At 45.5% G+C, this 23,974-nt stretch carries 16 protein-coding genes and 6 tRNA genes; 17 read left to right on the forward strand and 5 right to left on the reverse strand.

Annotated features, from left to right (window positions below):
- The first annotated feature begins 367 nt into the window (after nt 1–367).
- The 10 genes from L5M29_RS13270 to L5M29_RS13315 all read left to right on the forward strand — a co-directional run bounded on the left by L5M29_RS13270 (nt 368) and on the right by L5M29_RS13315 (nt 7,521).
- Nucleotides 368–2,365, forward strand: a complete 1,998-nt coding sequence (locus tag L5M29_RS13270; RefSeq protein WP_263168199.1) for a methyl-accepting chemotaxis protein — start codon at nt 368–370, stop codon at nt 2,363–2,365.
- Nucleotides 2,366–2,543: 178 nt separating this feature from the next.
- Nucleotides 2,544–2,634, forward strand: a tRNA-Ser gene (locus tag L5M29_RS13275).
- Nucleotides 2,635–3,010: 376 nt separating this feature from the next.
- Nucleotides 3,011–3,101: transfer RNA gene (locus tag L5M29_RS13280), tRNA-Ser, on the forward strand.
- Between the two features lie 478 nt (nt 3,102–3,579).
- Complete coding sequence (gene uvrY, locus L5M29_RS13285; RefSeq protein ID WP_006082070.1) at nt 3,580–4,224, forward strand: UvrY/SirA/GacA family response regulator transcription factor; 645 nt, start codon at nt 3,580–3,582, stop codon at nt 4,222–4,224.
- A 103-nt stretch (nt 4,225–4,327) separates the two neighbouring features.
- The gene (gene uvrC, locus L5M29_RS13290; protein ID WP_173497734.1) at nt 4,328–6,157 is read left to right on the forward strand and encodes an excinuclease ABC subunit UvrC; all 1,830 of its coding nucleotides are present in this window, start codon (nt 4,328–4,330) and stop codon (nt 6,155–6,157) included.
- Nucleotides 6,158–6,204: 47 nt separating this feature from the next.
- Nucleotides 6,205–6,753 (forward strand): CDP-diacylglycerol--glycerol-3-phosphate 3-phosphatidyltransferase, encoded by a 549-nt coding sequence (gene pgsA / locus L5M29_RS13295; RefSeq protein ID WP_028759642.1) that lies wholly within the window; start codon nt 6,205–6,207, stop codon nt 6,751–6,753.
- A gap of 214 nt (nt 6,754–6,967) precedes the next feature.
- A tRNA-Gly gene (locus L5M29_RS13300) sits at nt 6,968–7,043 on the forward strand.
- A gap of 44 nt (nt 7,044–7,087) precedes the next feature.
- Nucleotides 7,088–7,161: transfer RNA gene (locus L5M29_RS13305), tRNA-Cys, on the forward strand.
- 49 nt (nt 7,162–7,210) lie between these two features.
- Nucleotides 7,211–7,297 (forward strand) — tRNA-Leu (locus L5M29_RS13310).
- Nucleotides 7,298–7,434: 137 nt separating this feature from the next.
- Nucleotides 7,435–7,521 (forward strand) — tRNA-Leu (locus L5M29_RS13315).
- Between the two features lie 467 nt (nt 7,522–7,988).
- On the opposite strand, the gene L5M29_RS13320 is transcribed toward L5M29_RS13315, so the two are convergent.
- Both L5M29_RS13320 and pepE read right to left on the reverse strand, forming a co-directional pair.
- Nucleotides 7,989–9,572, reverse strand: coding sequence for a glucan biosynthesis protein G (locus L5M29_RS13320; protein WP_263168280.1), 1,584 nt, complete (start codon nt 9,570–9,572; stop codon nt 7,989–7,991).
- A 452-nt stretch (nt 9,573–10,024) separates the two neighbouring features.
- On the reverse strand, nt 10,025–10,738 hold the full coding sequence (gene pepE / locus L5M29_RS13325; RefSeq protein ID WP_219251641.1) for a dipeptidase PepE: 714 nt from the start codon (nt 10,736–10,738) through the stop codon (nt 10,025–10,027).
- 434 nt (nt 10,739–11,172) lie between these two features.
- On the opposite strand from pepE, the gene htpX reads away from it, so the two are divergent.
- Entirely contained in the window at nt 11,173–12,036 is an 864-nt protein-coding gene (gene htpX / locus L5M29_RS13330; protein ID WP_006082065.1) for a protease HtpX, read from the forward strand.
- A 109-nt stretch (nt 12,037–12,145) separates the two neighbouring features.
- Here the strand turns inward: htpX and L5M29_RS13335 are convergent, their stop codons facing one another.
- Nucleotides 12,146–13,081 (reverse strand): LysR family transcriptional regulator ArgP, encoded by a 936-nt coding sequence (locus tag L5M29_RS13335; protein WP_263168201.1) that lies wholly within the window; start codon nt 13,079–13,081, stop codon nt 12,146–12,148.
- A gap of 125 nt (nt 13,082–13,206) precedes the next feature.
- Between L5M29_RS13335 and L5M29_RS13340 the strand changes: the two genes are divergently transcribed.
- Nucleotides 13,207–13,824, forward strand: a complete 618-nt coding sequence (locus L5M29_RS13340; RefSeq protein WP_028759646.1) for a LysE/ArgO family amino acid transporter — start codon at nt 13,207–13,209, stop codon at nt 13,822–13,824.
- A 245-nt stretch (nt 13,825–14,069) separates the two neighbouring features.
- On the opposite strand, the gene bcp is transcribed toward L5M29_RS13340, so the two are convergent.
- Both bcp and L5M29_RS13350 read right to left on the reverse strand, forming a co-directional pair.
- Entirely contained in the window at nt 14,070–14,537 is a 468-nt protein-coding gene (gene bcp / locus L5M29_RS13345; RefSeq protein WP_263168203.1) for a thioredoxin-dependent thiol peroxidase, read from the reverse strand.
- Between the two features lie 3 nt (nt 14,538–14,540).
- The gene (locus L5M29_RS13350) at nt 14,541–15,092 is read right to left on the reverse strand and encodes a glycine cleavage system protein R (protein WP_028759648.1); all 552 of its coding nucleotides are present in this window, start codon (nt 15,090–15,092) and stop codon (nt 14,541–14,543) included.
- Nucleotides 15,093–15,264: 172 nt separating this feature from the next.
- Between L5M29_RS13350 and dapA the strand changes: the two genes are divergently transcribed.
- From dapA to htpG, 5 genes are all read left to right on the forward strand, one after another.
- On the forward strand, nt 15,265–16,149 hold the full coding sequence (dapA, locus tag L5M29_RS13355) for a 4-hydroxy-tetrahydrodipicolinate synthase (RefSeq protein WP_263168204.1): 885 nt from the start codon (nt 15,265–15,267) through the stop codon (nt 16,147–16,149).
- 3 nt (nt 16,150–16,152) lie between these two features.
- Entirely contained in the window at nt 16,153–17,250 is a 1,098-nt protein-coding gene (bamC, locus tag L5M29_RS13360) for an outer membrane protein assembly factor BamC (protein WP_198572357.1), read from the forward strand.
- Between the two features lie 368 nt (nt 17,251–17,618).
- Entirely contained in the window at nt 17,619–18,701 is a 1,083-nt protein-coding gene (locus tag L5M29_RS13365; protein ID WP_198572356.1) for an efflux RND transporter periplasmic adaptor subunit, read from the forward strand.
- Entirely contained in the window at nt 18,698–21,793 is a 3,096-nt protein-coding gene (locus L5M29_RS13370) for an efflux RND transporter permease subunit (protein WP_263168206.1), read from the forward strand. The genes L5M29_RS13365 and L5M29_RS13370 overlap by 4 nt, the downstream gene beginning before the upstream one ends.
- A 181-nt stretch (nt 21,794–21,974) precedes the next feature.
- Nucleotides 21,975–23,888: a molecular chaperone HtpG gene (htpG, locus tag L5M29_RS13375; protein WP_028759653.1), complete on the forward strand. Its 1,914-nt coding sequence runs from the start codon at nt 21,975–21,977 to the stop codon at nt 23,886–23,888.
- Nucleotides 23,889–23,974 lie beyond the last annotated feature (86 nt).

Genomic DNA, 23,974 nt, shown 5'->3' on the forward strand with positions numbered 1-23,974 from the left:
TACTGCGCTTATTCAAGAGAAAGGCCATCAGTAATGATGGCCTTTTTTGTTTGTGCTATTTCCGCTCTTGGGTTTTGACCTTAAACGTGGCGTCAGTGCCATGCTTTAGGGAAAGGCTATCTGTCATGATTGTTCATTGTGTTAACCCTAGATTCTTCATTCTGATATCAGTAACTGCTACTGATTAATGGGCTTTTTTATCCGCGCTTCTCATTTATGGTCTACACTAAGTTTGTGGCCAAGTTAATGGTTTTTATGGCCTTTAAAATTTGCACTAGGATGGTGCGACGTATGATTCTCGACAGTCTTGGACCATACGGCCGAACAATTCTCCCATCTGGGTGACTTATTTTAAGTAGAGAAAGCTATGTTGTTACCTACACGTATTTCGCAGCGGCTCACAATGGGCAGTGTAGTGCTGCTTCTACTGACCGGGCTCGCGGTTTTTGGTGTGATGTCACTTCGAGGGCAGCCTCGAGTGGTGGCGGCGAGTCAAGAGTTAATTGAGCAAACCGGTAGCAGTATAGTGAGGCAACTCGCCCTTAAGTTGGCAAGCATTGAGGGGATTACTTTAAGCCTTGCACACCTCGCCGAAGTGTTGCCCCACGAGCAAGCTCTTTATCTTAACTCCTTACCTAATTTGATTGATAACAATGGCGATCTCACTATTGCTGGCGGTGGGATCTGGCCTGAGCCAGATAAATTTGTCGCAGGGAGTATTCGCCACAGTTTTTTCTGGGCGCGTGGTAGCGATAATCTACTGGCTTATTCGGATGACTATAATGCGCCATCTGGCCCTGGGTATCATAATGATCCTTGGTATACGGGCGCGCGGACTAGCTCAGTATCTCAATGTTTATGGTCAGAGGCTTATCAAGATCCAGTCACAAAGGTGGCTATGGTGACATGTAGTGTGCCATATCGTCTCACGGGGACATTTGCAGGGGTCGCAACGATAGATTTAAAACTTGATGATTTAGCCAAATTTTTAACAGAACATGGCAATGTAACTGACGGTTATGCTTTCGCTTTAGACCAAGCGGGTAATATCTTACATTTTCCTGAAACGAATAAGTCCGACACTATGTTGCGTTTTACGGATCTCGTCGGGCAGTTACCTTGGCTTGCCCCCGTTGAAACTGCACTTAAGCAAACCTCAATCAACAAAGTGGTGTCTGTAAGCTTAAATAAGGATGGAAGACTTAATCAGGCGAGTGAGGTGAGCCTTTTTGTAATGCCTGATACTGGATGGGTGATTGGCCTTGTGACGCCTAAAACGCGAGTCACAGGGCTTGCCCGTGAGCTAACATTTGATATTTTATTGTTTTTATTACCATTACTCGCCATTTTACTTTCTCTGGCTTGGTTATCGGGTAAAAAACTGTTGGCGCAACTTGAGGAAACCACAGATCAAATTGCTTCCCTTGGGAGCGGTAGTTTGGGGGCGAATGTTGAGCTGCAAATTCAGCAAGATGATGAGATTGGCGCTTTGCGCCGAGCCGTAAACACCTATGCAGGGACGTTAAGGGCAATGTTAGATCTGATCACTCAAGAAGCGAAGAAAATTCAATTTGAGGCAACGCAATTAAGCGGACTTAGCCGTAAGTTAGCTCAGCGCGCAGAGCAACAGCGGCTGGAGAGTGCACAATTAGCCGCTGCGATAACGCAAATGTCTTCAAGCGCCATGGAAGTTGCGAATAATACCAATGATTGTGCTGCAACTGCGCAATCGTCTTTGATTGTAGTGCGAGAAGGGCAAACTCGTGTTGCAGCCAGCAATACTTCCATCGAGGCATTATCAGGAGAAATTGCCAACGCAACTAAGGTGATATCCCAATTGGCCCAAGACAGTCAAAAGGTGGGCGCTGTATTAGATGTGATTAAGGCGATTTCTGAGCAGACTAATTTGCTCGCTCTCAATGCGGCAATTGAGGCGGCTAGAGCGGGCGATCAGGGTCGTGGTTTTGCAGTCGTTGCTGATGAAGTTCGAACCCTTGCGGGGCGAACTCAAGATTCGGCCAATGAAATTAGTACCATGATTAACGCTTTGCAATCGGCTTCGCGGCTCGCTGTGCAAGCAATGCAAGCTGGGGAGTCCCGCACTGTCCATGCGGTTGCGGAGGCTGAGGGCGCTGCCGATTCTCTATCGAGTACCGTACAAAGTTTCGATGATATTTCACAGCGTGCCCAACAAATCGCGTTAGCTGCTCAGCAGCAAAGCCAAGTCACTCAAGAAATTAATGAGTTGGCGGTGCGAATAAATAGCATCAGTGAAGATAACTCTCTCGATGCAACGGCGCTTGATGTGTTAAGCCTTGAGATGCAGAAACTATCTGACCGTTTAATCAATATCAATCGAGCTTAGTCTTAATATAGTGTGAAGTGTGCCACCTTAAAATGGCGCTTCAACTGACAAGGGTGTCAAAGATAAGTTGAATAACGCGATATTTTTAAGCGGATTGGATGTAGATTGACCATGTAGATTGCTTCTTTAAATTAAGGGTTTACAGCAGAGTAGTAGATAGCTATTATCTCGCTCGTTCGGAGGGGTGGCAGAGTGGTTTAATGCACCGGTCTTGAAAACCGGCGTGGGTTTATAGCCCACCCAGGGTTCAAATCCCTGCTCCTCCGCCATATTTACGAGAAAGGCCATCATTACTGATGGCCTTTTTTGTTTGTGCAATTTGAACCAAGGTTCCTCATTCTAAGTTCAGCTCCTCCGCCATATTTAGTCAAAATGCCGCTAAGCAATTAGCGGCTTTTTGCATTTATACAGTTTGAACCCTTGGGTTCCTGATTTGAAGCGCAGCTCCTGCGCCATATTCACAAGAAAGGCCATCAGCATTGATGGCCTTTCTTGTTTGTGCAATTTTCATTTCAGTTTTCTCATCCTAAGCCCTTTGTTGTTCACGGCTTTCGATTTAAGTGAATATGAAATAGTCAATCAACGCTATTAACCATAAATTTAAGTTTACAGTGGCGACAGAGATAGCTATTATCTCGCTCGTTCGGAGGGGTGGCAGAGTGGTTTAATGCACCGGTCTTGAAAACCGGCGTGGGTTTATAGCCCACCCAGGGTTCAAATCCCTGCTCCTCCGCCATATTTTACAAAAAAGGCCATGTTTATTCATGGCCTTTTTTGTGTGTGAAATTTGAACTAGGGTTCTTCATTCTAAGCGTAGCTCCTACGCTTTTTTGCATTTAAGCTATTTAAAAACCTTAGGTTCCTGATTCTAAGCGTATCTCTTCTGCTATTTTCACGTGAAAGGCTATCAGTAATGATGGCCTTTTGTTTTTCTTGAACTGAAAAATTGCCTATATTTGCTGGATATTTTGATATCGATTTAACAGGGATTTTAGGCTGGTCATTCTGGGGTTATTGCTTCGTTTTTAAACGCTTTTTATTGGTATGCTATTCTGGAATCGTTCCTTTAAATATCATCTAGTTAACAATGTTGAATTTATGCTTTGCGAAATGGGGTTGTTGGGCTAAATTAGCCCTATGAACTCGTTATCCGTTTGCCATGTTGCTTTTTCTAACACACGGATCGAGCTGTAAATTGTAAAAGGTGGGTTAAGTTGATTTCGATATATTTGGTTGACGATCATGAGCTTGTGAGAACTGGGATCCGCCGCATCTTGGAAGATGAACGTGGGATCAAAGTCGTGGGCGAAGCCCCTGATGGTGAGACTGCGGTGCAGTGGGCTCGCCAGAATGAAGCGGATGTGATCTTAATGGATATGAATATGCCTGGGATGGGCGGATTGGAAGCCACTCGAAAAATTTTACGATATCAACCCCATGCAAAAATTATTGTATTAACTGTACACACGGAAGATCCGTTCCCAAGTAAGGTGATGCAGGCTGGCGCTTCGGGCTATTTAACAAAAGGAGCGACGCCGCCGGAAGTACTGCAAGCGATTCGTCAGGTCTCTCGCGGACAACGTTATTTGTCCCCAGAAATTGCCCAACAGATGGCGCTGAGTCAGTTTAATCCCGCCGATGAAAACCCGTTTAAGTCTTTGTCTGAACGTGAGTTACAGATCATGTTGATGATCACTAATGGCGAGAAGGTTAACGATATTTCTGAGCAACTGAACTTAAGTCCTAAAACCGTTAACAGTTACCGTTATCGTTTATTTGCTAAGCTGGGGATCAGTGGTGATGTCGAACTAACGCGGTTAGCTATTCGCTATAAGATGTTGGATGCTGGCCATTTTTAATGGAAAGTGGATTGCGTTGGTCGATGACTTTAATCTAGCGAGTTCTTGGGTTACATGTTCCTATGTTGTTTGTGTTAAGTCTTCAAAACTGTGGGTGTGAATGATGTCTAATGAATTTAACGCCCAAAGTTTCTTACGTACTGTTTCATCCTCTGCTGGGGTTTATCGCATGTATGACGTCAAGAATGACGTCATTTATGTGGGTAAAGCAAAAGATCTTAAAAAACGGCTCAGCTCGTATTTTCGTAAAAACCTCGGTAATGTTAAGACCCAAGCCTTAGTCTCACATATTCACCATATTGATGTGACGCTGACCCACAGTGAAACAGATGCTCTGTTGCTTGAGAATGATTACATCAAGCAATACATGCCAAAATACAATGTGTTGTTGCGTGATGACAAATCTTACCCTTACATCTTATTAAGCCAGCATGAGCACCCAAGGCTTGCCTATCATCGCGGTCCGCAGCGGGAAAAAGGCCACTATTTTGGTCCTTATCCCAATGGCGGTGCTGTGCGTGAAAGCCTGCATTTGATGCAGAAGCTGTTTCCAATTCGTCAATGTGACGACCTTTACTACAAATCGCGCTCACGGCCCTGTTTACAATATCAACTTTCCCGTTGTAGCGCGCCCTGTGTGGGTAAAGTCAGTAACGCTGATTATGATGAGCAAGTGAAATTAGCCAGCCTGTTTTTAAAGGGGAAAGATCAGCAAGTGATCAGCGCCTTGGTTGATAAAATGGAACTTGCGGCTGAGCAGCAAGCCTATGAACAGGCAGCACGATTTCGCGATCAGATCATGGCGCTGCGTAAAGTTGCCGAGCAACAGGAAGTCTCTAATAATAAAGGCGATATGGATGTTATTGGGGGGCATTATGCGTCAGGCATCGCCTGTTTCCACCTGCTATTTATCCGCGAAGGTAAAATTTTTGGCAGTCGTAGTTATTATCCTTCAGTGCCAGCCCAAACTGATATGGATGAAGTGCTGCGCTCCTTTATCCTACAGTTTTATTTAAATGCAGATATTCAACGCACTATTCCAAAAGAAGTGGTGATTAGCCATAATTTTGAAGAATTACATGAACTTGAAGCGGCAATTTCAGAGGCGCTAGATAAAAAGTTTTCGATTAAGACCAATGTTCGCGCCGACAGGGCGAGCTTCTTACGTTTAGCCGTGACCAATGCGACGAATGCAGTGGTTACGCGCTTGTCCCATAAAAATACGGTCGAGCAGCGTTTTGTGTTACTCGAAGAAATCTTAGAGTTGAGTGGGCCTATCCAGCGGATGGAATGTTTCGATATCAGTCATACCATGGGAGAGAGCACCGTTGCCTCCTGTGTGGTATTTAATCGAGAAGGGCCGCATAAAGGCGAGTATCGTCGTTATAACATCGAGGGTATTACGCCGGGCGATGATTACGCGGCAATGAAGCAAGCGGTAAGCCGCCGTTTCGATAAGATTGAGGCAGGCGGTAAAATCCCTGACATTCTGTTTATCGATGGCGGACTAGGGCAGTTGCGTATTGCCCAAAAGATAGTGGATGAAAAGTTTGTTCATTTGGATAAAGCACCGCAGCTTATTGGGGTGGCGAAAGGTGAGGGCCGTAAACCTGGGCTTGAAACCTTGATCTTAGGGGATACCGAAACCAGCTTTTCCCTCGAAGGGGATTCGCCAGCACTGCACCTTATCCAACATATTCGTGATGAATCCCATCGATTTGCAATCACTGGCCACCGTAACCGTCGCCAGAAAACCCGTAATACTTCAACATTGGAATCGATTCCTGGTATTGGCCCTAAACGTCGTAAAGCTTTGTTACAGCATTTAGGAGGATTGCAGGAAGTGAAAGGGGCAAGTGTGGCGGAATTAGTCAAAGTACCAGGGATCAGCATAGAAATGGCACAAACCATTCATGATGCATTGCGAGGGTGATAAAATTAAGGCAAGATTGGCGCTGCTTTTGACTAACTGGTTTGATCATGCCGTTTAACTTACCTATAGCATTAACTCTTTTCAGGCTTTTTTTACTGCCCATTTTTGTGGTGCTGTTTTATTTACCCTATGACTGGACCCCTTTTGTTGCCGCATTTACCTTTTGGCTCGCGGCGTTAACGGATGCATTAGATGGTTATGCTGCCCGTAAATTGAAACAATTAACTCGTTTTGGCGCTTTTCTTGACCCAGTCGCTGATAAGTTGATGGTGATTACAGCTTTAGTTTTGTTGGTCGATCAATACGCGAATATCTGGCTGACATTGCCCGCCCTGTTTATGATTGGTCGCGAGATTGTCATTTCAGCGTTGAGGGAATGGATGGCTGAAATTGGTAAACGTGGTACTGTCGCCGTGTCTTGGATTGGTAAATATAAGACGGCTGCGCAAATGGTGGCAATTATTGGGCTGATTTGGCAATACAATCCTTTAATGACTAATGCCGCATTTGTACTGTTATATATCGCCGCTGTATTAACGTTTTGGTCAATGATGAGTTACATTTTAGCCGCTTGGAAAGATCTTACCGCTGAATAGTGCAATAAAAAATCAAAGAGATTATTTAGTGTGCAAGCAGTAAGTTATCGATAAAACAGCGGTTGACACTGGGTGGTAAATCGGTAGAATGCCACCCCGTAGACAAGAGGCAATGTGCAAACAAAGTCTTAACGTTACCAAATATTGATGTTTGATATTAGCTAGGTAATAAAGTGAAATGCTTTGTTTATCTGAGTGACTAGTAAAACAAGATGCGACATTAGCTCAGTTGGTAGAGCGATACCTTGCCAAGGTATAGGTCATCGGTTCGAACCCGATATGTCGCTCCAATATTTTTAAAGTCTAATTCTACTCAACATGAGTTAGCAACTATGGCGCGATGGCAGAATGGCTATGCTGCGGATTGCAAATCCGTCGATCTCGGTTCGACTCCGGGTCGCGCCTCCATAGATTAAAATATTAATGACACGATTCCCGTCGTTAATATCAAGAGTTTGCCCGAGTGGTGGAATCGGTAGACACAAGGGATTTAAAATCCCTCGCTGGTAACAGCGTGCCAGTTCAAGTCTGGCCTCGGGTACCATTATTTTGATAGTGATGGTAAAAATAAAGTCCGAATCTTCAATAGGCTTTATTAAATAGATTTATTAGTGTTAAGCGTTAATGATTTAGAGTTAATAATATTTTTGACATGATTCCCGTCATTAATATTCAGCGTTTGCCCGAGTGGTGGAATCGGTAGACACAAGGGATTTAAAATCCCTCGCTGGTAACAGCGTGCCAGTTCAAGTCTGGCCTCGGGTACCAAAAAAGAAAAAGCCTCGATATTCATATCGAGGCTTTTTTGCATTCAGATTTCTACTTTTAGTCGGCATTCTTCGTGAGGGGTTTAAGGTCAAACTTGACTGACACACTTAACGTGCTGCTTACTTTAGTTCGCAGAGGTCCTTGCTGCGACGCACATCAGGAAAGGCTAATAACCCTAAAATCACACAATAGTGCTATGTTTTAAGCTGATAGTGTCATTTTGAAGTAAGCCTGTAGTTATGCTGGCAGAGAAGTCGAGTGATAAGGTATGGGATTATGTTTGCTGAAAAGCAGGTCGTGAGTTTTTAGCCTTGGCTTGTTCTATTTATGTTAGAGATAAAACCTATAAATAGTAAGCCTATAAATAAAACCCTAGGCATAAAAAAGCGCCAGTAAATACTAGCGCTTTTTATTCACTTACTCGGTCAGTTTATGCTTGTTAGACAGTGATACTAGTGAATATCAGCTTATTGCCAATCATCGCTATTCCAGCGGTACAGCCAAGTCGCTGCAAGTGGTTTATCGTCTTTCTTAAGCTGTATTCTCAGTTCGGCTACATTGGTACTTTCTGGTTCGAAGCTGATAAATACTCGAGCGCCATTGATGTCTGGGTGGGCGACAATCCGAGACGACAGGATTTTACCTTTGCTGATGCTGGCATCGATGATAATTTTATCAATATCTTGCGGCTTGATGTTACTGAAATCGATAAGTAATTCTTTGCCTTTTGCTAAGACTTGCCCCTTAGTACTGCGGACAACACGTGCTTTTGACGCCGTAGAAGGGCTGTCGTTTGAGGCTGTTATGCGATAGGAGTATTTATAGGGCTGATCCTTTTTCAGTCCGCCTTGCGGCTCCCAATAGGCAACTATGTTGTCGTTGGTTTCAGCATTAGAGGGAATTTCAAGCAACACCAGTTGGCCTTTGCCCCAATCATTGAGGGGTTCAATCCATGCAGAAGGTCGAAGTTGATAGTTTGCACTCAGATCTTGATAGTCTTCAAATTTACGATGGCGCTGGATAAGACCAAACCCCTTTATATCTGCATCGCCAAAAGCACTGATCTGCAGTTTGTTAGGATTATTTAATGGGCGCCATAGGCGTTCGCCATTACCACGATCGATTTGTAGGCCGTCGGAGTTATGTACTTGTGGGCGGTAATCGGGTTTATCTGAGTTATCGAGTCCGCCAAAGAGGAACATAGAGGTCAGCGGTGCAAGACCCACATGCTGGATATCTTTGCGTGGGAATAAGGTTACATCCACTTCGACACGTGATGGTGAACCGGGATAAATACCAAAACGATAGGCGCCAGTGACACTTTGGCTATCTAGCAGAGCATGAACCACAATTGCTGTCTGATATTTAGATGGACGCTCGACCCAGAAACGCTTAAACAGGGGATATTCTTCACCTTTTGGCTGAGCGACATCAATCGCTAAACCACGATTAGACAAGCCATAGGTTTGCCCTTTAGAGAGCACGCGAAAATAGCTCGCACCTTGAAACATGATGAATTCATCTTTTATTTCATCATCATTGATAGGGTAATGTAAACGCACACCCGCGTATTGGCCCACTTGAGTGATGAGTTTTTCAATGGTGTCGTTAGGGACATCGAACGAAGCTTCTGTTAGCTCAATTGGAATAGCTTTGCTGTTTTCGACCACGTCGATATCGACAAGGTTTTTATAGAGAAAGCCTGGAGCAAAAAGTTGTACCGAAAATTTGGTCGGTGTTCCGCCCCAAATCGCGGCATTTTCTTGGTAATTGATTTTGCCATAGGTCGCGAAATCGAGATCAACCAGTTCTTTAGGTGCTTTTTTCGCTTCTTTAAATGGCTTTTGCGACAGTTGTTGAGCGAGTTCAATGACTGTGTCTTGGGAGAATTTTTTGGATTTCTTCTCTGGTGCAGGCGTTGGTGTTGTCTCTGCCGCTGCGGCATTGACGTTGTTTATGCCGACGACATAGACGATGGCGGTCAAGATGACAAAAGGTAGTTTTTTGAGTAATGCCGGATAACCGGTAGGGTAATTCATCATAAGATTCATTCGCAAAATGGAAACTCCTTACTAAAATGACGCTGATTCATAGGCACAATATATGCTTCAGTCTATCTAATCCCTAAATATTAATAACTTGTCTGCTATAAAATCCTCAGTCGTGGGATTCGAGTAGCTGAGGTGAGGGATAATTTTACCTGCGTAGCTAGAGATTTGTAACATAAATTATGCTTGGCGCTATTTTAGGTGCCGTTCTCAATACTTTGCGGTGTGATTTTACGATAAGTAATAGCAATTGGTACTGCAGTAAAAACTGTCTTGGCTGAGCTAACCCTGTTCTCATTGAATTCAGTGGCATTTTTACACAAAATTGGCGCAGTTGAATCGAGAGTGTTAATTAAAAACTTACAATATCAAATAGTTAATCTTAATTATTGCTAATGAGTGATTCAGACTCACGGTGTTAACTGTGAGCCCATTTAGATATGCTAACGTGGATATTAGGACTTGAGTAAGTGCGATAGGTCACTGCCCACAGGAATTAGGATCTCTTGCTGCTCACCACAGAATAAATACGCAGGTTTGTCACCTAAGAGTGATAGTGTGTCTCCTTGTCGCCACAAAGCTGAGCCTTCAACTATGCCGATCACTGGGGTTAATGGGTCGACTTTAGTGAATTCTAATAATCGCTGGGCACGGGTTTCACCATTGTGGCCCGGTGCTTGGTAATTGGAATAGTGTGGATTGAGCTGGAACGGCACTAAGTTTAATGCGTTGAACGAAGGCGGTTCGATGATCGGCATATCATTAGTGGTGCGAATACTCAGTCCCGATACGTTTGAACCCGCACTCCAGCCGATATAAGGTTTACCAAGGGCGACTTGCTCACGAATAAGCGTGACCAGATCATAATGATATAGTTGGTGTAACAGGTGAAAGGTGTTACCCCCACCGATTAAAATTCCATCGGCATCTTTTATTGCTTGTTTAGGGTCTGGATGCTGATGAATACCACTGATATCGAGTTCAAGCTCAGCTAGCCCAGTCACGACAGACGCTAAATAAGTGTCATAACTCATGCTAACCCCTGCATAGGGGATAAAAATCCATTTTTGTGCGTTGGCGGTGAGCGGTTTAATAAAAGGGAGCGCGTGGGCAAGATAAGGCGTATCACCGACACGAGAGCTGCTCAGTAGTAGGGCGTTGATTGTCATTTTGTATCCTGAAATCTCGGAGTGTATTGGTATGTTAACAAAGATTAATTCCGATAAACATAGAGAGTTAAAGCAGAATTGCGCTCTAGCACGGCTAGCGGCGGTGTTTTTCAAGATAGTGATCCCCACCAAGATGGAGCGTTCGGGGCATTCTACTTCTGTGTGGCATCAATGCAAAAGTCAGTGATTGATGCGCCTTGAATTAAAGCTCTCAGAACGCGATGAAACTCGTCTCTTGAGGTTGCTTGGGCATAAGTTTAAGTTTCGATTAATATACTGCCCCTAGACTCTCGGCCATGAAAGGCAGTGTCTATATACGAGAAAGATACCTATTTTAAAAACTCTTTTCTTTTACCACTTGAATTTCGATGATTTGGACATATTATGTCTTTGAACAAAGTTAAATGGCCTATTCTTGCCCTAAAGGAGCTGAAATGAAGCGTATATTTCTATTGATTGCGACTAACCTAGCTGTGTTGCTAGTAGCCTCAATTGTGATGTCTATTCTAGGCGTGAACACGTCTACTATGGGTGGACTGCTGGTGTTCGCTGCCATTTTTGGATTCGGTGGGGCCTTTATCAGCTTAGCCATTTCAAAATGGATGGCGAAAAAGACCATGGGTTGTGAAGTCATCACCACCCCACGTGACAGTACCGAACGTTGGTTAGTGGAGACGGTTGCCCGTCAAGCTAAGCAAGCAGGGATTAAAATGCCAGAAGTGGCGATTTATCAATCGCCTGACATGAATGCGTTCGCTACTGGTCCAAGTAAAGACAATTCATTAGTGGCTGTCAGTACGGGTCTGTTATATGGCATGAGCCAAGATGAAATTGAAGGCGTATTAGCCCACGAAGTGAGCCACGTTGCTAACGGTGACATGGTGACCTTGACACTTATTCAAGGTGTGGTGAACACGTTCGTGATCTTCGCGGCCCGTGTGGTTGCTGGTATTATCAACAACTTCGTGTCGAGTAATGATGAAGAAGGCGAAGGTTTAGGTATGTTTGCTTACATGGCCGTTGTTTTCGTACTGGATATGCTATTCGGTATCTTGGCTTCAATTATCGTCGCTTACTTCTCACGTATTCGTGAGTACAAAGCCGATGAAGGTGCGGCACGTTTAGCGGGTAAAGGTAAGATGATTGCTGCGCTTGAGCGTTTACGCCAAGGCCCTGAAAGTACGGCAATGCCTGCACAAATGTCAGCCTTCGGTATTAACGGCAAACGTTCAATGGCAGAAATGATGATGAGTCATCCTCCATTAGAGAAACGTATTGCTGCGTTAAGAGCGAGCTAATAAAGAGTGAGTTAACTCTTAAATGTTAAATCTGAGTCTTTAAGACTCACTTGATATTAGATTGAAGGCTTTTAACATCGGGCTCAAACTTTGGTTTGAGCCCGATTTTTTATGCCTGCAGCAAATTATGCTGCGCGGTTGCCGCAAGGGCACGGTAAACCAGTGTCGTTTGTTTTGCTTTGATATTCCAATGCTGCCAAAACAGCGGCACGCGCATGCGCCGTTCTGGGGTGATCTCAATCAGTATCCCTTTATCGATTAATGGCTTCGCTTGCAGATGACCGACGAGTCCATAACCTAAGCTTAAGTTAATCGCTTCTAAAAAACTTTCTGAAGAGGGGATAGTATGTTGCCACCATTGCCCTGGCGTCATATTGAAATACTGGGCGAGAAACTTCTCGTGAAGCTTATCTTTGGTGGAGAACACCACTGCTGGCGCCTTTGCTAACTGAGCTTGGTTGATGGTGTTGAATGACGAGGTGTTACTAAATGATGGAGTGTCGCTCAGATCGCTAAAATAGCGCGCGGCAAATTCGGGCGTGGCCACACACAAATATTCCATGGTGCCTAAAAACTCACTGCTGCAACCCGCCATCGGCACTTCGGTTGTGGTGACACATCCGACCGCTTCACCATTTTTCAATAGATGATGGGTGTAAGACTCATCATCGACAATTAATTCCAATAACCAAGCGTGGCGACTGAACATGCCTGCTAGCGCAGGTAAAAACCACGTGGCCAAACTGTCGGCGTTCACAGCAATGCGTACTGTGGTTGGATGGTTGGGATCGTCGGCGTCCATCTCGGCTCTTAATTCACTCTCGAGTAATTGTACCTGTGAATAGTGACGCAACAGGCGCTTACCTGTGGGCGTTGCGACCACAGGATTGGAGCGAATAAGCAGTGACTGACCGACTTTTTCTTCAAGTTGTCGAATGCGCTGTGATACAGCCGACTGGGTGATGTGCAGCACTTTGGCAGCGCGGTCGAAACCGCCTTCCGAGACCACAACGGCGAGCGCTTTGAGATTCGCGTATTCCAGCATAGTCATCCTCAAATGAGTGTGTTTGGACCATTATTAATTTTACTTATGATACATAAAAAACATTAGTTATATTAATTTTGTTGTTTTGACTATGCTAGCGCCTTCTTTGAACATGAGAGGTGGTTATGCAAGCGGCATTTATACAGGGTATGGGGATTGGTGGGAGTTTGATTATTGCTGTGGGCGCGCAAAATGCCTTTGTGCTCAAGCAAGGCATCAAGCGCTCATACCCGTTACCGATTGCCTTACTCTGCTCTATCATTGATGCGCTGATGATCACTGCGGGTGTGGCGGGGCTGGGGCACATTATTGAATCTTTCCCGACCATTAAGCATGTGGCGAGTTTCGGTGGCGCCGCGTTTCTACTCTGGTATGGTGCGAATGCGCTAAAGGCGTCGTTTGTGGCTAAGGGCATTGAGATGGATCAAGCCGATAATGCGGACACATTTAAGAAAGCCGTACTGACGACGCTTGGGATCAGTTTGCTTAATCCGCATTTGTATCTTGATACTGTGGTGTTGCTCGGCAGCATTAGCACTCAATTTGATGATTTTGATCGGCCTTGGTTTGGCGCGGGTGCCGTACTGGCATCATTTATTTGGTTTTTTGGCTTAAGTTTTGGTGCGCGTTTGTTAGCGCCCATTTTTACTCGCCCAGCGGCATGGCGTTACCTTGACCGTTTTATTTGGTTAACCATGTGGAGCATTGCCGCTGCGATTATTTGGCCCTATGTGGCAGGATAAACCGACGTTGTGATGCCATAGAATACGGGCATAGCTGAATGCTTTTGCGGTTTTTTCGCTCGGTTTGACTGCATCTTGTGATATGAAAGTGAAAATTTTTCATGAAAAAGGTCCTGATTTCAGGACCTTTTCGTTATCGATTGCCGATTATTTATTCAGGCTACCAAGTTCAACTGACAACGTTTACACTTTTGTGTCGATTAAAGCAGCAGCTTGAAGCCTTGTATTCGTCGTCATATCTGTCATTAACCCGCGATTTGCGCGAGTACGACTTCATGGTGATCTTTGGTTTTAAACTTATCGAATACGTGGGCGATGGTGCCGTCGGTATTGATAAGGAAGCTTAATCTGTGGATGCCATCATAGGTTTTACCCATGAATTTTTTCTCACCCCAGACCCCAAAAGCATCGGCGACACTGTGGTCTTCATCGCTCAGCAAAGTGAAGTTGAGTGCTTGTTTCTCTGCAAATTTAGCCAGTTTAGCCACAGGATCTGGGCTAATGCCAAATACAGTGACATTATGACTATCGAGCTCGGCTTTGCTGTCACGTAGACCGCAGGCTTGAACTGTGCAACCCGGCGTTGATGCTTTCGGGTAAAAATACACTAAAACAGGGCCTTGCTTAAGGCTGTCTGCCAGCGATACTGAGTTACTATGTTGATCTTGCAGTGTAAAGTGAGGCGCTTTTGCCCCAGCCGTTAAGGTATTCATCTATTATCCTCTGTCCTCTAAGATGGCAGTGCCTTCCATACGACGAATAGTACAATCTAAGGTCATATCTTGGGCGAGCTGATAGATACTCTGTTCGAGCTTTTCTAGTTCAACTTTTTCAGGAATATTAATGGTTAGCGACACATTTTGCGTTTGTTCACCACCGGGGAGTTCCTCAGAAAATGAACGTACTGCGGCAAGATCTAATGACCTGTCAGCAAGGAACTGGGTAATGCGTTTAATGGTGCCGCGTTGGTCTTTACCCGTGAAGCGTACTTCGAGGCGAGAAAGGTAGTTTTGTGGTGTGTGTTTAGAGGTGCGTTTCATCACCGTCAGCAGTTCTAACTCAACGCTGAGACTGGGGAACATACTTTCAATTTTCGTTATTGATGCCCACGAGCCAGACAACATCATAATTAGGGTAAATTCGTTACCAAATAATGCCATACGGCTGTCGACGATATCGCAGTCACAGTCACTGGCAAGTCGAGCTAGTTTACTTACAAGTCCAGGACGGTCGAGACCCATCGCTGTTACGACCAGGAAATTGGTCATGAATTTTCCTCACTTTTTCGATATCATAGAGCGAAAACTCAGGGTTAAAGCTGAGTTTTTGTGCGGGATGTAATGCTACCATAACTAATTCAATTTGAGAGCCCCGTTAATGCTTGTCATTAGTGGTTGGCATCAGTACCATAGCGAATCCTGAAATCTTGGGGAAAGTCAGATGATAAACGGAAGCATCGTAGCCTTAATCACGCCAATGAACAGTGATGGCTCAGTAGATTTTGCAAGTCTTGAAAGGTTAGTCGAATTCCATATTGACCAAGGCACAGATGCCATTGTTGCCGTTGGTACTACTGGCGAGTCAGCGACTCTGCCTATGCCTGAGCATGTAGCGGTCGTTTCACAAACCGTTAAATTTGCTGCGGGACGTGTTCCTGTCATTGGTGGCAATGGCGCCAATGCCACATCTGAAGCCGTTGAGCTCACCAAGTCCTTATCTAAGGTGGGTGTTGCCGCTATGCTTGGTGTAACGCCATATTATAATAAGCCAACGCCTAAGGGATTGATTGCGCATTATAAAGCCGTGGCCGCTAGCACAGATATTCCACAAATTCTTTATAATGTTCCAGGTCGTACTGCCGTTGATATGCTGCCAGAAACTGTTGCCGAGCTTGTTAGCGTAAGCAACATTATTGGTGTAAAAGAGGCGACCGGTGACATATCCCGTGTAAAACGTCTGCGCGAACTGTGCGGCGATGATTTCCTCTTGTATAGCGGTGATGATGCCACTGCCAGAGAGTTTTTACTCTTAGGTGGAAATGGCGTAATTTCTGTGGCTAACAACATAGTACCAAAGGCTTTTAAAGCTATGTGTGATGCGGCGCTCGCTGGCAATGCCGAGCTTGCTCAGAGCATAGATACCCCGCTGCGCGGTTTGTATAGCACACTGTTTTGTGAAGCCAACCCTATCCCAGTAAAATGGGCTGCCCATCGTATGGGTTTGATTAAATGTGGCCATATTCGTTTACCTTTGACTGAACTTTCTGAGCAATGTCATGGTCTGTTGATAGAAGCAATGACTCGTGCCCAGATAGAGGTTAAATAATTAATGTTAAAGAAAGTCACTCCACTGATCTTAGTTGCTGCAGTTGCAGCCTGTAGTTCGCCACTTGATCGCCGCCAAGCGAACGGTAACGACGACTATGTTCAGGCCGAGCAAGCGCCTTTGCTTAAGATCCCCGCGGGATTAAAAACGCCACCCTACAATAAAGAATTCGATGTACCAGCACTGGGTTCTAAAGTGAATGCTTCGCTGTATGGCAAAAACTTAGATATCCGTCCGCCACTGCAAGTACTGCCAATGGCGGAAGGTACTCATGTGGAAGAGGGCAGTGACAACATTAAAATCGTGGTTGAATCCATCGACAATGCTGTGGATTTGAAACAAGAAATCTTCACAAACTTAGATGGTTTCTTTGCTCAAAAAGGTATTGCTGTTCGTAGCCGTGATTTTGACAAAGGCAACGTAGAAACCGATTGGATTGAAAGCCGTGAAGTGATTGAATCGAGCATGTGGGGTGCGGATAAAGTTTATCTATTGCGCCAACGCTATCGTTTTGACGTGGAAACGCGTCCACATGGTCGCACTGCCAATATCGTTATTCACTTAGTTGAACACGAAGAGTTCTACGACGATAAAGCGCAACAAGTTTTATTAAGCGGTGAAGATAAGCAAAGATACACTATTGATATGCTGAACAGCGCCATTGCGTATATCAGCGTTAAGCGCGACCAAGCGATCCAATCGAATCGTTTGAAGCAAACCTTAGGTATTAATGTTGATCTCGTAACGCCTGAAGAAGGTAAAGCTTACTGGTCTGCTAAAGCCTCTTACAAGCAAGTGTGGGATCGTCTACGCATAGTGCTACCAGAAATGGGCTTTGAAATTGCCGATATGGATAGTGCTAAAGGATTGTACTTTATCAAGTTTGACGATAACTCTGGTTTCTGGAGTTCATTGTGGGGCGAAGATAAGTTAGCACTGAAAGAAGGTAGCTACCGTTTACTGCTTGAAGATGGTGATACTCCAGAAGAAACGAAAATCTTCCTTCGCGATAACGAAGATCAGCCATTAAGCGATGAAGTAGTTAGCAATGTGTACCAGTCACTGTCAAACCTGATGAAAGAAGAACGTCAAATACGTTAATTTCAGCAGTTGACTAGAAAAGGGCGAATTATCGCCCTTTTTTATTGGCCGCAATTTGAGTCTTAAGCAGGGGATTGTCGATTATCTAGGCGATCTGTGTTGCAGAATTAAATTATCTATATACCAATCTTTTTCAAATGGTTTTAGTGATAAATGTTGATTTAGTGGCAATAAGTAAAATTAATCACTTAACAACCTTGTTATCGTACTACATTCTGGCAACTCAACCATTGATATCGCCAAAGACACTTAATCATACATATTTTGCGCTATCAGCGTAATTTGTAAGAAAAAGTAAAACGTATTGATGCGATGATGTGAGTGAGTAAACTAGCCGTCATTAATGCGAGTCATTCCTTGGAAGCCCGATGAAAAAAATTATTCTAATAATCGCCATATTGGCCGCGGCATGGTTTGGATACCAAGCCATGCAACCGCAAGAGATTGCTGCAGCCCAGATTAAACTCATACCTAATGTGGTGATTGCCACTGCCGCTATGGCGCCCATTCGCGATGAAGTTGAAGCTATTGGTAGCAATAAAGCCGCAGAATCTGTAACGATAACGCCTAAAGTCACCGACATGGTGATAGCGCTTAAATTTGACGACGGCGATATTGTTAAAAAGGGCGAGTTATTAGTCCAACTGCAAAATGCTGAGCAGATCGCTAAGGTTAAAGCCGCGCAAGTCAAAGTCAGTGATAATCAACGTGAATTAGCTCGTATCAGTTCGTTGGTGACTAGCCGCACTGTGGCCGAGTTAGAACGCGACAGATTACAAACCCTTATTGATACCACCCGTGCCGAGCTCGAACAGGCGCAATCATCACTCAATGATCGCAGTATTTTGGCGCCTTTTAATGGCCGTTTGGGCTTACGTCAAATCAGTGTAGGCAGCTTAGTGTCGCCCGGCACTGTAATTACGACATTGGATGATATTTCTACCATTAAGCTCGATTTTTCAGTGCCAGAGCGCTTTATTCAAGATTTAGAGCCAGGTAAAAAGGTGGAAGCCAAAGCGGTCGCTTTCCCTGATGTGACTTTCAAAGGTGTGGTGACATCGATTGATAGCCGCGTGAATCCAACCACACGCACAGTGATCGTTCGCGCCGAAATCCCCAATCCTGAGCTGCGTTTATTACCGGGCATGTTGATGAAGGTCAAACTCATCAAGCGTAGCCGCGAGGCCTTGATGTTGCCTGAATCTGCCATTATCCCGATCCAAAACAGCCATTATGTTTACAGCGTCAATGCTGACAAGGTGATTGAACGTAAACAAGTCACTATTGGTATTCGCACTCGAGGCTGGGTGGAGATCTTAGACGGTTTAGCCTTGGGCGAAAACGTGGTGATCCGCGGCTTACTGAAAGTTCATCCTGGGGATAAAGTGCAAACTGAGTTCGCGGAAAAGTTTAGTTATCTTGCCGATACGAACGCGGAGCCAAGTGTATGATCCTTACTGATCTCTCGGTCAAACGTCCCGTATTTGCCTCAGTGATCAGCTTGCTGCTGGTTGCTTTCGGGCTTGTCTCCTTTGATAAATTACCCCTACGCGAATACCCGAATATAGATCCACCAGTGGTATCTATCGACACGAATTACCGCGGTGCCAGTGCTGCTGTGGTGGAAAGCCGCATTACCCAATTGATTGAAGACAGGATCAGTGGCGTCGAAGGTATTCGTCACGTGAGTTCATCGAGCAGTGATGGCCGCTCATCGGTTACCTTAGAGTTTGATATTAGCCGTAATATTGAAGATGCAGCTAACGATGTGCGCGACAGGATCTCAGGTTTACTCGACAATTTACCCGATGAAGCTGATCCCCCAGAAGTACAAAAGGCCAATGGCAGTGATGAAGTGATCATGTGGCTCAATCTCGTGTCGGATCAAATGACGACCCTAGAATTGACCGATTACACCAACCGTTATTTGTCGGACCGCTTTTCGGTGGTCGATGGTGTGGCGCGGATGCGTATTGGTGGTGGTAAGGTTTACGCCATGCGCGTTTGGCTTGACAGACAAGCCTTGGCCTCTCGCAGTTTAACGGTTGCCGATGTTGAGGCCGCGCTCAGAGCTGAGAACGTCGAGTTACCTGCAGGTTCGATAGAGTCGAAGGATCGGCACTTTACAGTGCGACTAGAGCGGGGTTATCGCACCGCCGAAGATTTCGCAAACTTAGTGATCACCCAAGGGGAAGACGGTTATTTAGTCAAACTGAGCGATGTCGCGCGGGTGGAAATTGGCTCTGATGAAGAGCGGATTATGTTCCGTGGCAACAAAGAGGCAATGATAGGTTTAGGCGTGTCTAAACAGTCAACCGCCAATACGTTAGAAGTGGCGCGCGCAGTGAATGCGCTGGTTGACAAAATCAACCCGACCTTGCCAGCGGGGATGTCGATTAAACGCAGCTACGATAGCTCAGTGTTTATCGAAGCCTCGATTAAAGAAGTGTATCAAACCCTGTTCACAGCGATGATTTTAGTGATTATCGTGATTTATTTGTTCCTTGGCAGTGTGCGCGCTATGTTAATCCCCGCGATCACTGTGCCAGTATCTTTGCTCGGCACCTTTATTGTGCTGTATGCGCTAGGTTATACCATTAACCTCTTGACCTTATTGGCGATGATCCTCGCCATCGGTATGGTGGTGGATGATGCGATTGTGATGCTGGAAAACATCCATAGACGTATCGAAGAAGGAGATTCCCCACTCAAAGCTGCTTTCCTCGGTGCGCGTGAAGTGGCTTTTGCTGTTATCGCGACCACACTCGTATTGGTCGCGGTATTTATGCCAATCACTTTCCTTGAGGGTGACTTAGGTAAATTATTTAAAGAGTTTGCTGTGACCATGAGTGCGGCGGTGCTGTTCTCTAGCCTAGTGGCGCTCACACTCACGCCTATGATGTGCTCTAAGTTGCTTAAGCCGAGCTCGCAGGATTCTTGGTTGGTACGTAAGGTCGACGGCATAATGACAAAAGTGTCAAATCGGTATCAATTGTCCTTAAAATCCGCCATGGCTCACCCGATATTGGTGTCGATTCTGGTGTTAGTCGCATTAGGCTCTAGTGTCTATTTAGTCCAAAAAGTACCGCAAGAATTTGCGCCACAGGAAGACCGTGGTTCGTTATTCTTGATGGTCAACGGGCCACAGGGCGCGAGTTACGAATACATAGAATCCTATATGAATGAAGTGGAAAACCGCTTGATGCCATTGGTCGAAACGGGTGATATCAAACGTCTGCTCATTCGTGCCCCCCGTGGCTTTGGCCGCGCGGCGGATTTCTCTAACGGAATGGCAATCATAGTTCTGGAAGACTGGGGCAAACGTCGTCCAGTAAAGGAAGTTATCGTCGACATTAATAAACGTCTTGCCAATCTCGCCGGAGTGCAAGCGTTCCCTGTAATGCGCCAAGCCTTTGGTCGCGGTGTAGGTAAACCTGTGCAATTTGTGATTGGTGGACCTAGCTACGAAGAGCTTGCCCGCTGGCGCGATATCATGATGCAAAAGGCGGCACAGAATCCCAAATTATTGGGATTAGATCACGATTATAAAGAGACTAAGCCTCAACTTCGTGTCGTCATCGACAGAGACAGAGCGGCGAGCCTTGGAGTGTCGATTTCAAACATTGGCCGTACGTTGGAATCCATGCTGGGCTCACGCTTAGTGACGACGTTTATGCGTGACGGTGAAGAATACGATGTGATCGTTGAAGGCGAGCGCGATAATCAAAATACTGCGGCGGATCTGCAAAATATCTATGTTCGTTCCGAGCGCAGTCAGGAGCTTATTCCGCTGTCTAACTTAGTGACTGTGGAGGAGTTTGCCGACGCCAGTTCGCTGAACCGTTACAACCGTATGCGCGCGATCACCATAGAAGCCAGTTTAGAAGATGGCTATAGTCTAGGTGAAGCCCTTGATTATATGAATCAATTGGCGCGTACCTATTTACCAGCGGAAGCGGTGATTAGCTACAAGGGCCAATCCCTCGATTATCAAGAGTCGGGTAGCTCTATGTACTTCGTATTCATCCTCGCACTGGGGATTGTATTCCTCGTGCTCGCGGCGCAGTTTGAGAGTTATATCCACCCTGTGGTGATCATGCTTACTGTGCCGCTGGCTACCGTCGGTGCATTAATTGGTTTGTGGCTTACGGGGCAGAGTCTTAATATTTACAGTCAGATAGGCATTATTATGCTGGTCGGGTTAGCCGCGAAAAATGGCATCTTGATTGTCGAGTTTGCTAACCAATTGCGGGATAAAGGCGTTGATTTTGATAAGGCCATTATCCAAGCGTCAGCGCAGCGGTTACGACCTATCTTAATGACAGGGATCACTACTGCTGCTGGCGCCGTGCCATTGGTATTGGCGGTAGGCGCGGGTGCTGAAACTCGTTTTGTGATTGGTGTAGTGGTGTTGTCGGGGATTTTACTGGCAACCTTATTCACTATCTTCGTGATCCCCGCCGCTTATGGACTCTTTGCCCGCAACAGCGGATCGCCGGAAGCCATCGCCCAACAGTTAGAAAAAGAATTAGCCCAAGACTAACGCCTCGTGCAGGTTGATGTTGAAAGCATACATATAGGCGCTTGGTATTCATCAAGCGCCTTATTTTTCGCCATTCGAACCTCGTTTTAGCCCTTGCCCTTGAAAAGCAAATTTGGAGCCCCATTTAGTAAACACTAAGCGTTACTTTTACCAAATTGCGTAACAAATAAAGGAAAATTTCATGTCACAACAAGAAACTCATGGTTTTCAAACAGAAGTCAAACAGCTGTTGCATTTGATGATCCATTCTTTGTATTCCAACAAAGAAATTTTCTTGCGTGAACTGGTCTCCAACGCTGCGGATGCGGCGGACAAGCTGCGTTATCTGGCGTTGACCAATGACGCACTCTATGAAGGCGACGGTGAACTGCGAGTCCGTATCAGTGCCGATAAAGAAAAAGGCACTGTGACCATCGAAGACAACGGCGTGGGTATGACCCGCGACGGCGTGATTGAGCATTTAGGCACAATCGCAAAATCAGGCACCGCTGATTTCTTTAAGAATCTATCGGGCGAATCTTCAAAGGATTCACAGTTAATCGGTCAGTTCGGTGTCGGTTTCTATTCAGCCTTTATCGTGGCGAAGAAAGTCACTGTTCGCACTCGCGCTGCCGGTCATAAGGCCGATGAAGCCGTATTGTGGGAATCAGAAGGCGAGGGTAACTTCACCGTTGATACCATCACCAAGGCGAGCCGTGGTACTGAAATTACGCTGCACCTGCGTGACGAAGAAAAAGAATTTGCCGATGATTGGCGCCTGCGTTCGATCATCACTAAATACTCAGATCATATCTCTGTGCCAGTCGAAATGTGGCAAGAAGGCTCGCCAGAGCGTGATGGTCCTGATGGCGAAAAAATTCCTGCGACCGAAGGTCAATGGAAAGTCATGAACAAAGCCACGGCTTTGTGGATGCGCAATAAAGCTGATATCAGTGACGAAGAGTATCAAGAGTTTTACAAACACATTTCCCACGATTACACCGACGCACTACTGTGGAGTCATAATCGGGTAGAAGGTAAGCAAGAATACACTAACCTATTGTATATTCCTGCAAAAGCGCCTTGGGATATGTGGAATCGCGACCGTAAACACGGCCTAAAACTGTTTGTACAACGTGTGTTCATCATGGATGACGCTGAGCAATTTATGCCATCTTATCTGCGCTTCGTGCAGGGCTTAATTGACTCAAACGATCTGCCGCTGAACGTATCCCGCGAAATTCTGCAGGATAACCACGTGACCAAAGCGATGCGTACTGGTATCACCAAACGTGTGCTTGGCATGCTGGAAAAACTGGCGAAAGACGATGCGGAAAAATATCAACAGTTCTGGGCTGAATTTGGGCAAGTGCTGAAAGAAGGGCCTGCGGAAGATTTCGCCAACCGTGAGCGTATTGCTGGCTTATTGCGTTTTGCCTCGACCCACACGGGCAGTGCTGCGCCGACTGTGTCACTTGATGACTACATCAGCCGCATGAAAGAAGGTCAAACTAAGATTTACTACATTGTTGCCGACAGCCATGAAGCCGCAGCTAACAGCCCACATTTAGAGTTGTTACGTAAGAAAGGCATTGAAGTCTTACTGATGTCAGAGCGTATCGACGAGTGGCTAATCAACCACTTAACTGAGTACAAAGAGAAACAACTGCACTCAGTGACCCGTGGTGATTTAGAACTTGGCGAGCTGGAAGATGCATCTGAAAAAGAAGCGCAAGAAAAGCTTGAGCAAGAATCGGTAGCTTTAGTTGAACGCATTAAAGCGGCATTAGGCTCAACCGTTGCGGATGTGAAAGTCACGTCACGCTTAACTGACACCCCAGCCTGTGTGGTGGCGGGTGAAGGCGAAATGTCGACTCAGATGATCAAGCTGATGCAAGCTGCGGGTCAACCTGTGCCAGAAGTGAAGCCGACATTTGAGATCAACCCAGCGCACCCATTAGTATCGCGCTTAAATGATCTTCAAGATGAAGCCGCCTTCGCGGATTGGTCAAATCTGCTGCTGCAACAGGCGCAATTATCTGAAAAAGGTAGCCTTGCGGACCCATCGGCCTTTATCAAGCTGATGAACCAAATGTTACTGGCTAACATGAAGTAAATGACTATCGGGGCCCTTCTTTGAACGGCCCCGATATGGTTTCTAGTGCAGGAAGAGTGGTTTGCGCCTAGCCTGTCACTCAATTC

It is taken from the genome of Shewanella sp. SM95 (assembly GCF_025653595.1).
Classification (GTDB): Bacteria; Pseudomonadota; Gammaproteobacteria; order Enterobacterales; family Shewanellaceae; genus Shewanella; species Shewanella oncorhynchi.

Coding starts and splice junctions, on each gene's coding strand:
- L5M29_RS13370 (WP_263168206.1), top strand. CDS start 18,698: ATGATCCTTACTGATCTCTCGGTCAAACGTCCCGTATTTGCCTCAGTG.
- bamC (WP_198572357.1), top strand. CDS start 16,153: ATGTTAAAGAAAGTCACTCCACTGATCTTAGTTGCTGCAGTTGCAGCC.
- pgsA (WP_028759642.1), top strand. CDS start 6,205: ATGCCGTTTAACTTACCTATAGCATTAACTCTTTTCAGGCTTTTTTTA.
- L5M29_RS13350 (WP_028759648.1), bottom strand. CDS start 15,092: ATGACCAATTTCCTGGTCGTAACAGCGATGGGTCTCGACCGTCCTGGA.
- L5M29_RS13335 (WP_263168201.1), bottom strand. CDS start 13,081: ATGCTGGAATACGCGAATCTCAAAGCGCTCGCCGTTGTGGTCTCGGAA.
- dapA (WP_263168204.1), top strand. CDS start 15,265: ATGATAAACGGAAGCATCGTAGCCTTAATCACGCCAATGAACAGTGAT.
- L5M29_RS13340 (WP_028759646.1), top strand. CDS start 13,207: ATGCAAGCGGCATTTATACAGGGTATGGGGATTGGTGGGAGTTTGATT.
- htpG (WP_028759653.1), top strand. CDS start 21,975: ATGTCACAACAAGAAACTCATGGTTTTCAAACAGAAGTCAAACAGCTG.
- bcp (WP_263168203.1), bottom strand. CDS start 14,537: ATGAATACCTTAACGGCTGGGGCAAAAGCGCCTCACTTTACACTGCAA.
- L5M29_RS13320 (WP_263168280.1), bottom strand. CDS start 9,572: ATGAATCTTATGATGAATTACCCTACCGGTTATCCGGCATTACTCAAA.
- htpX (WP_006082065.1), top strand. CDS start 11,173: ATGAAGCGTATATTTCTATTGATTGCGACTAACCTAGCTGTGTTGCTA.
- L5M29_RS13365 (WP_198572356.1), top strand. CDS start 17,619: ATGAAAAAAATTATTCTAATAATCGCCATATTGGCCGCGGCATGGTTT.
- pepE (WP_219251641.1), bottom strand. CDS start 10,738: ATGACAATCAACGCCCTACTACTGAGCAGCTCTCGTGTCGGTGATACG.
- L5M29_RS13270 (WP_263168199.1), top strand. CDS start 368: ATGTTGTTACCTACACGTATTTCGCAGCGGCTCACAATGGGCAGTGTA.
- uvrC (WP_173497734.1), top strand. CDS start 4,328: ATGTCTAATGAATTTAACGCCCAAAGTTTCTTACGTACTGTTTCATCC.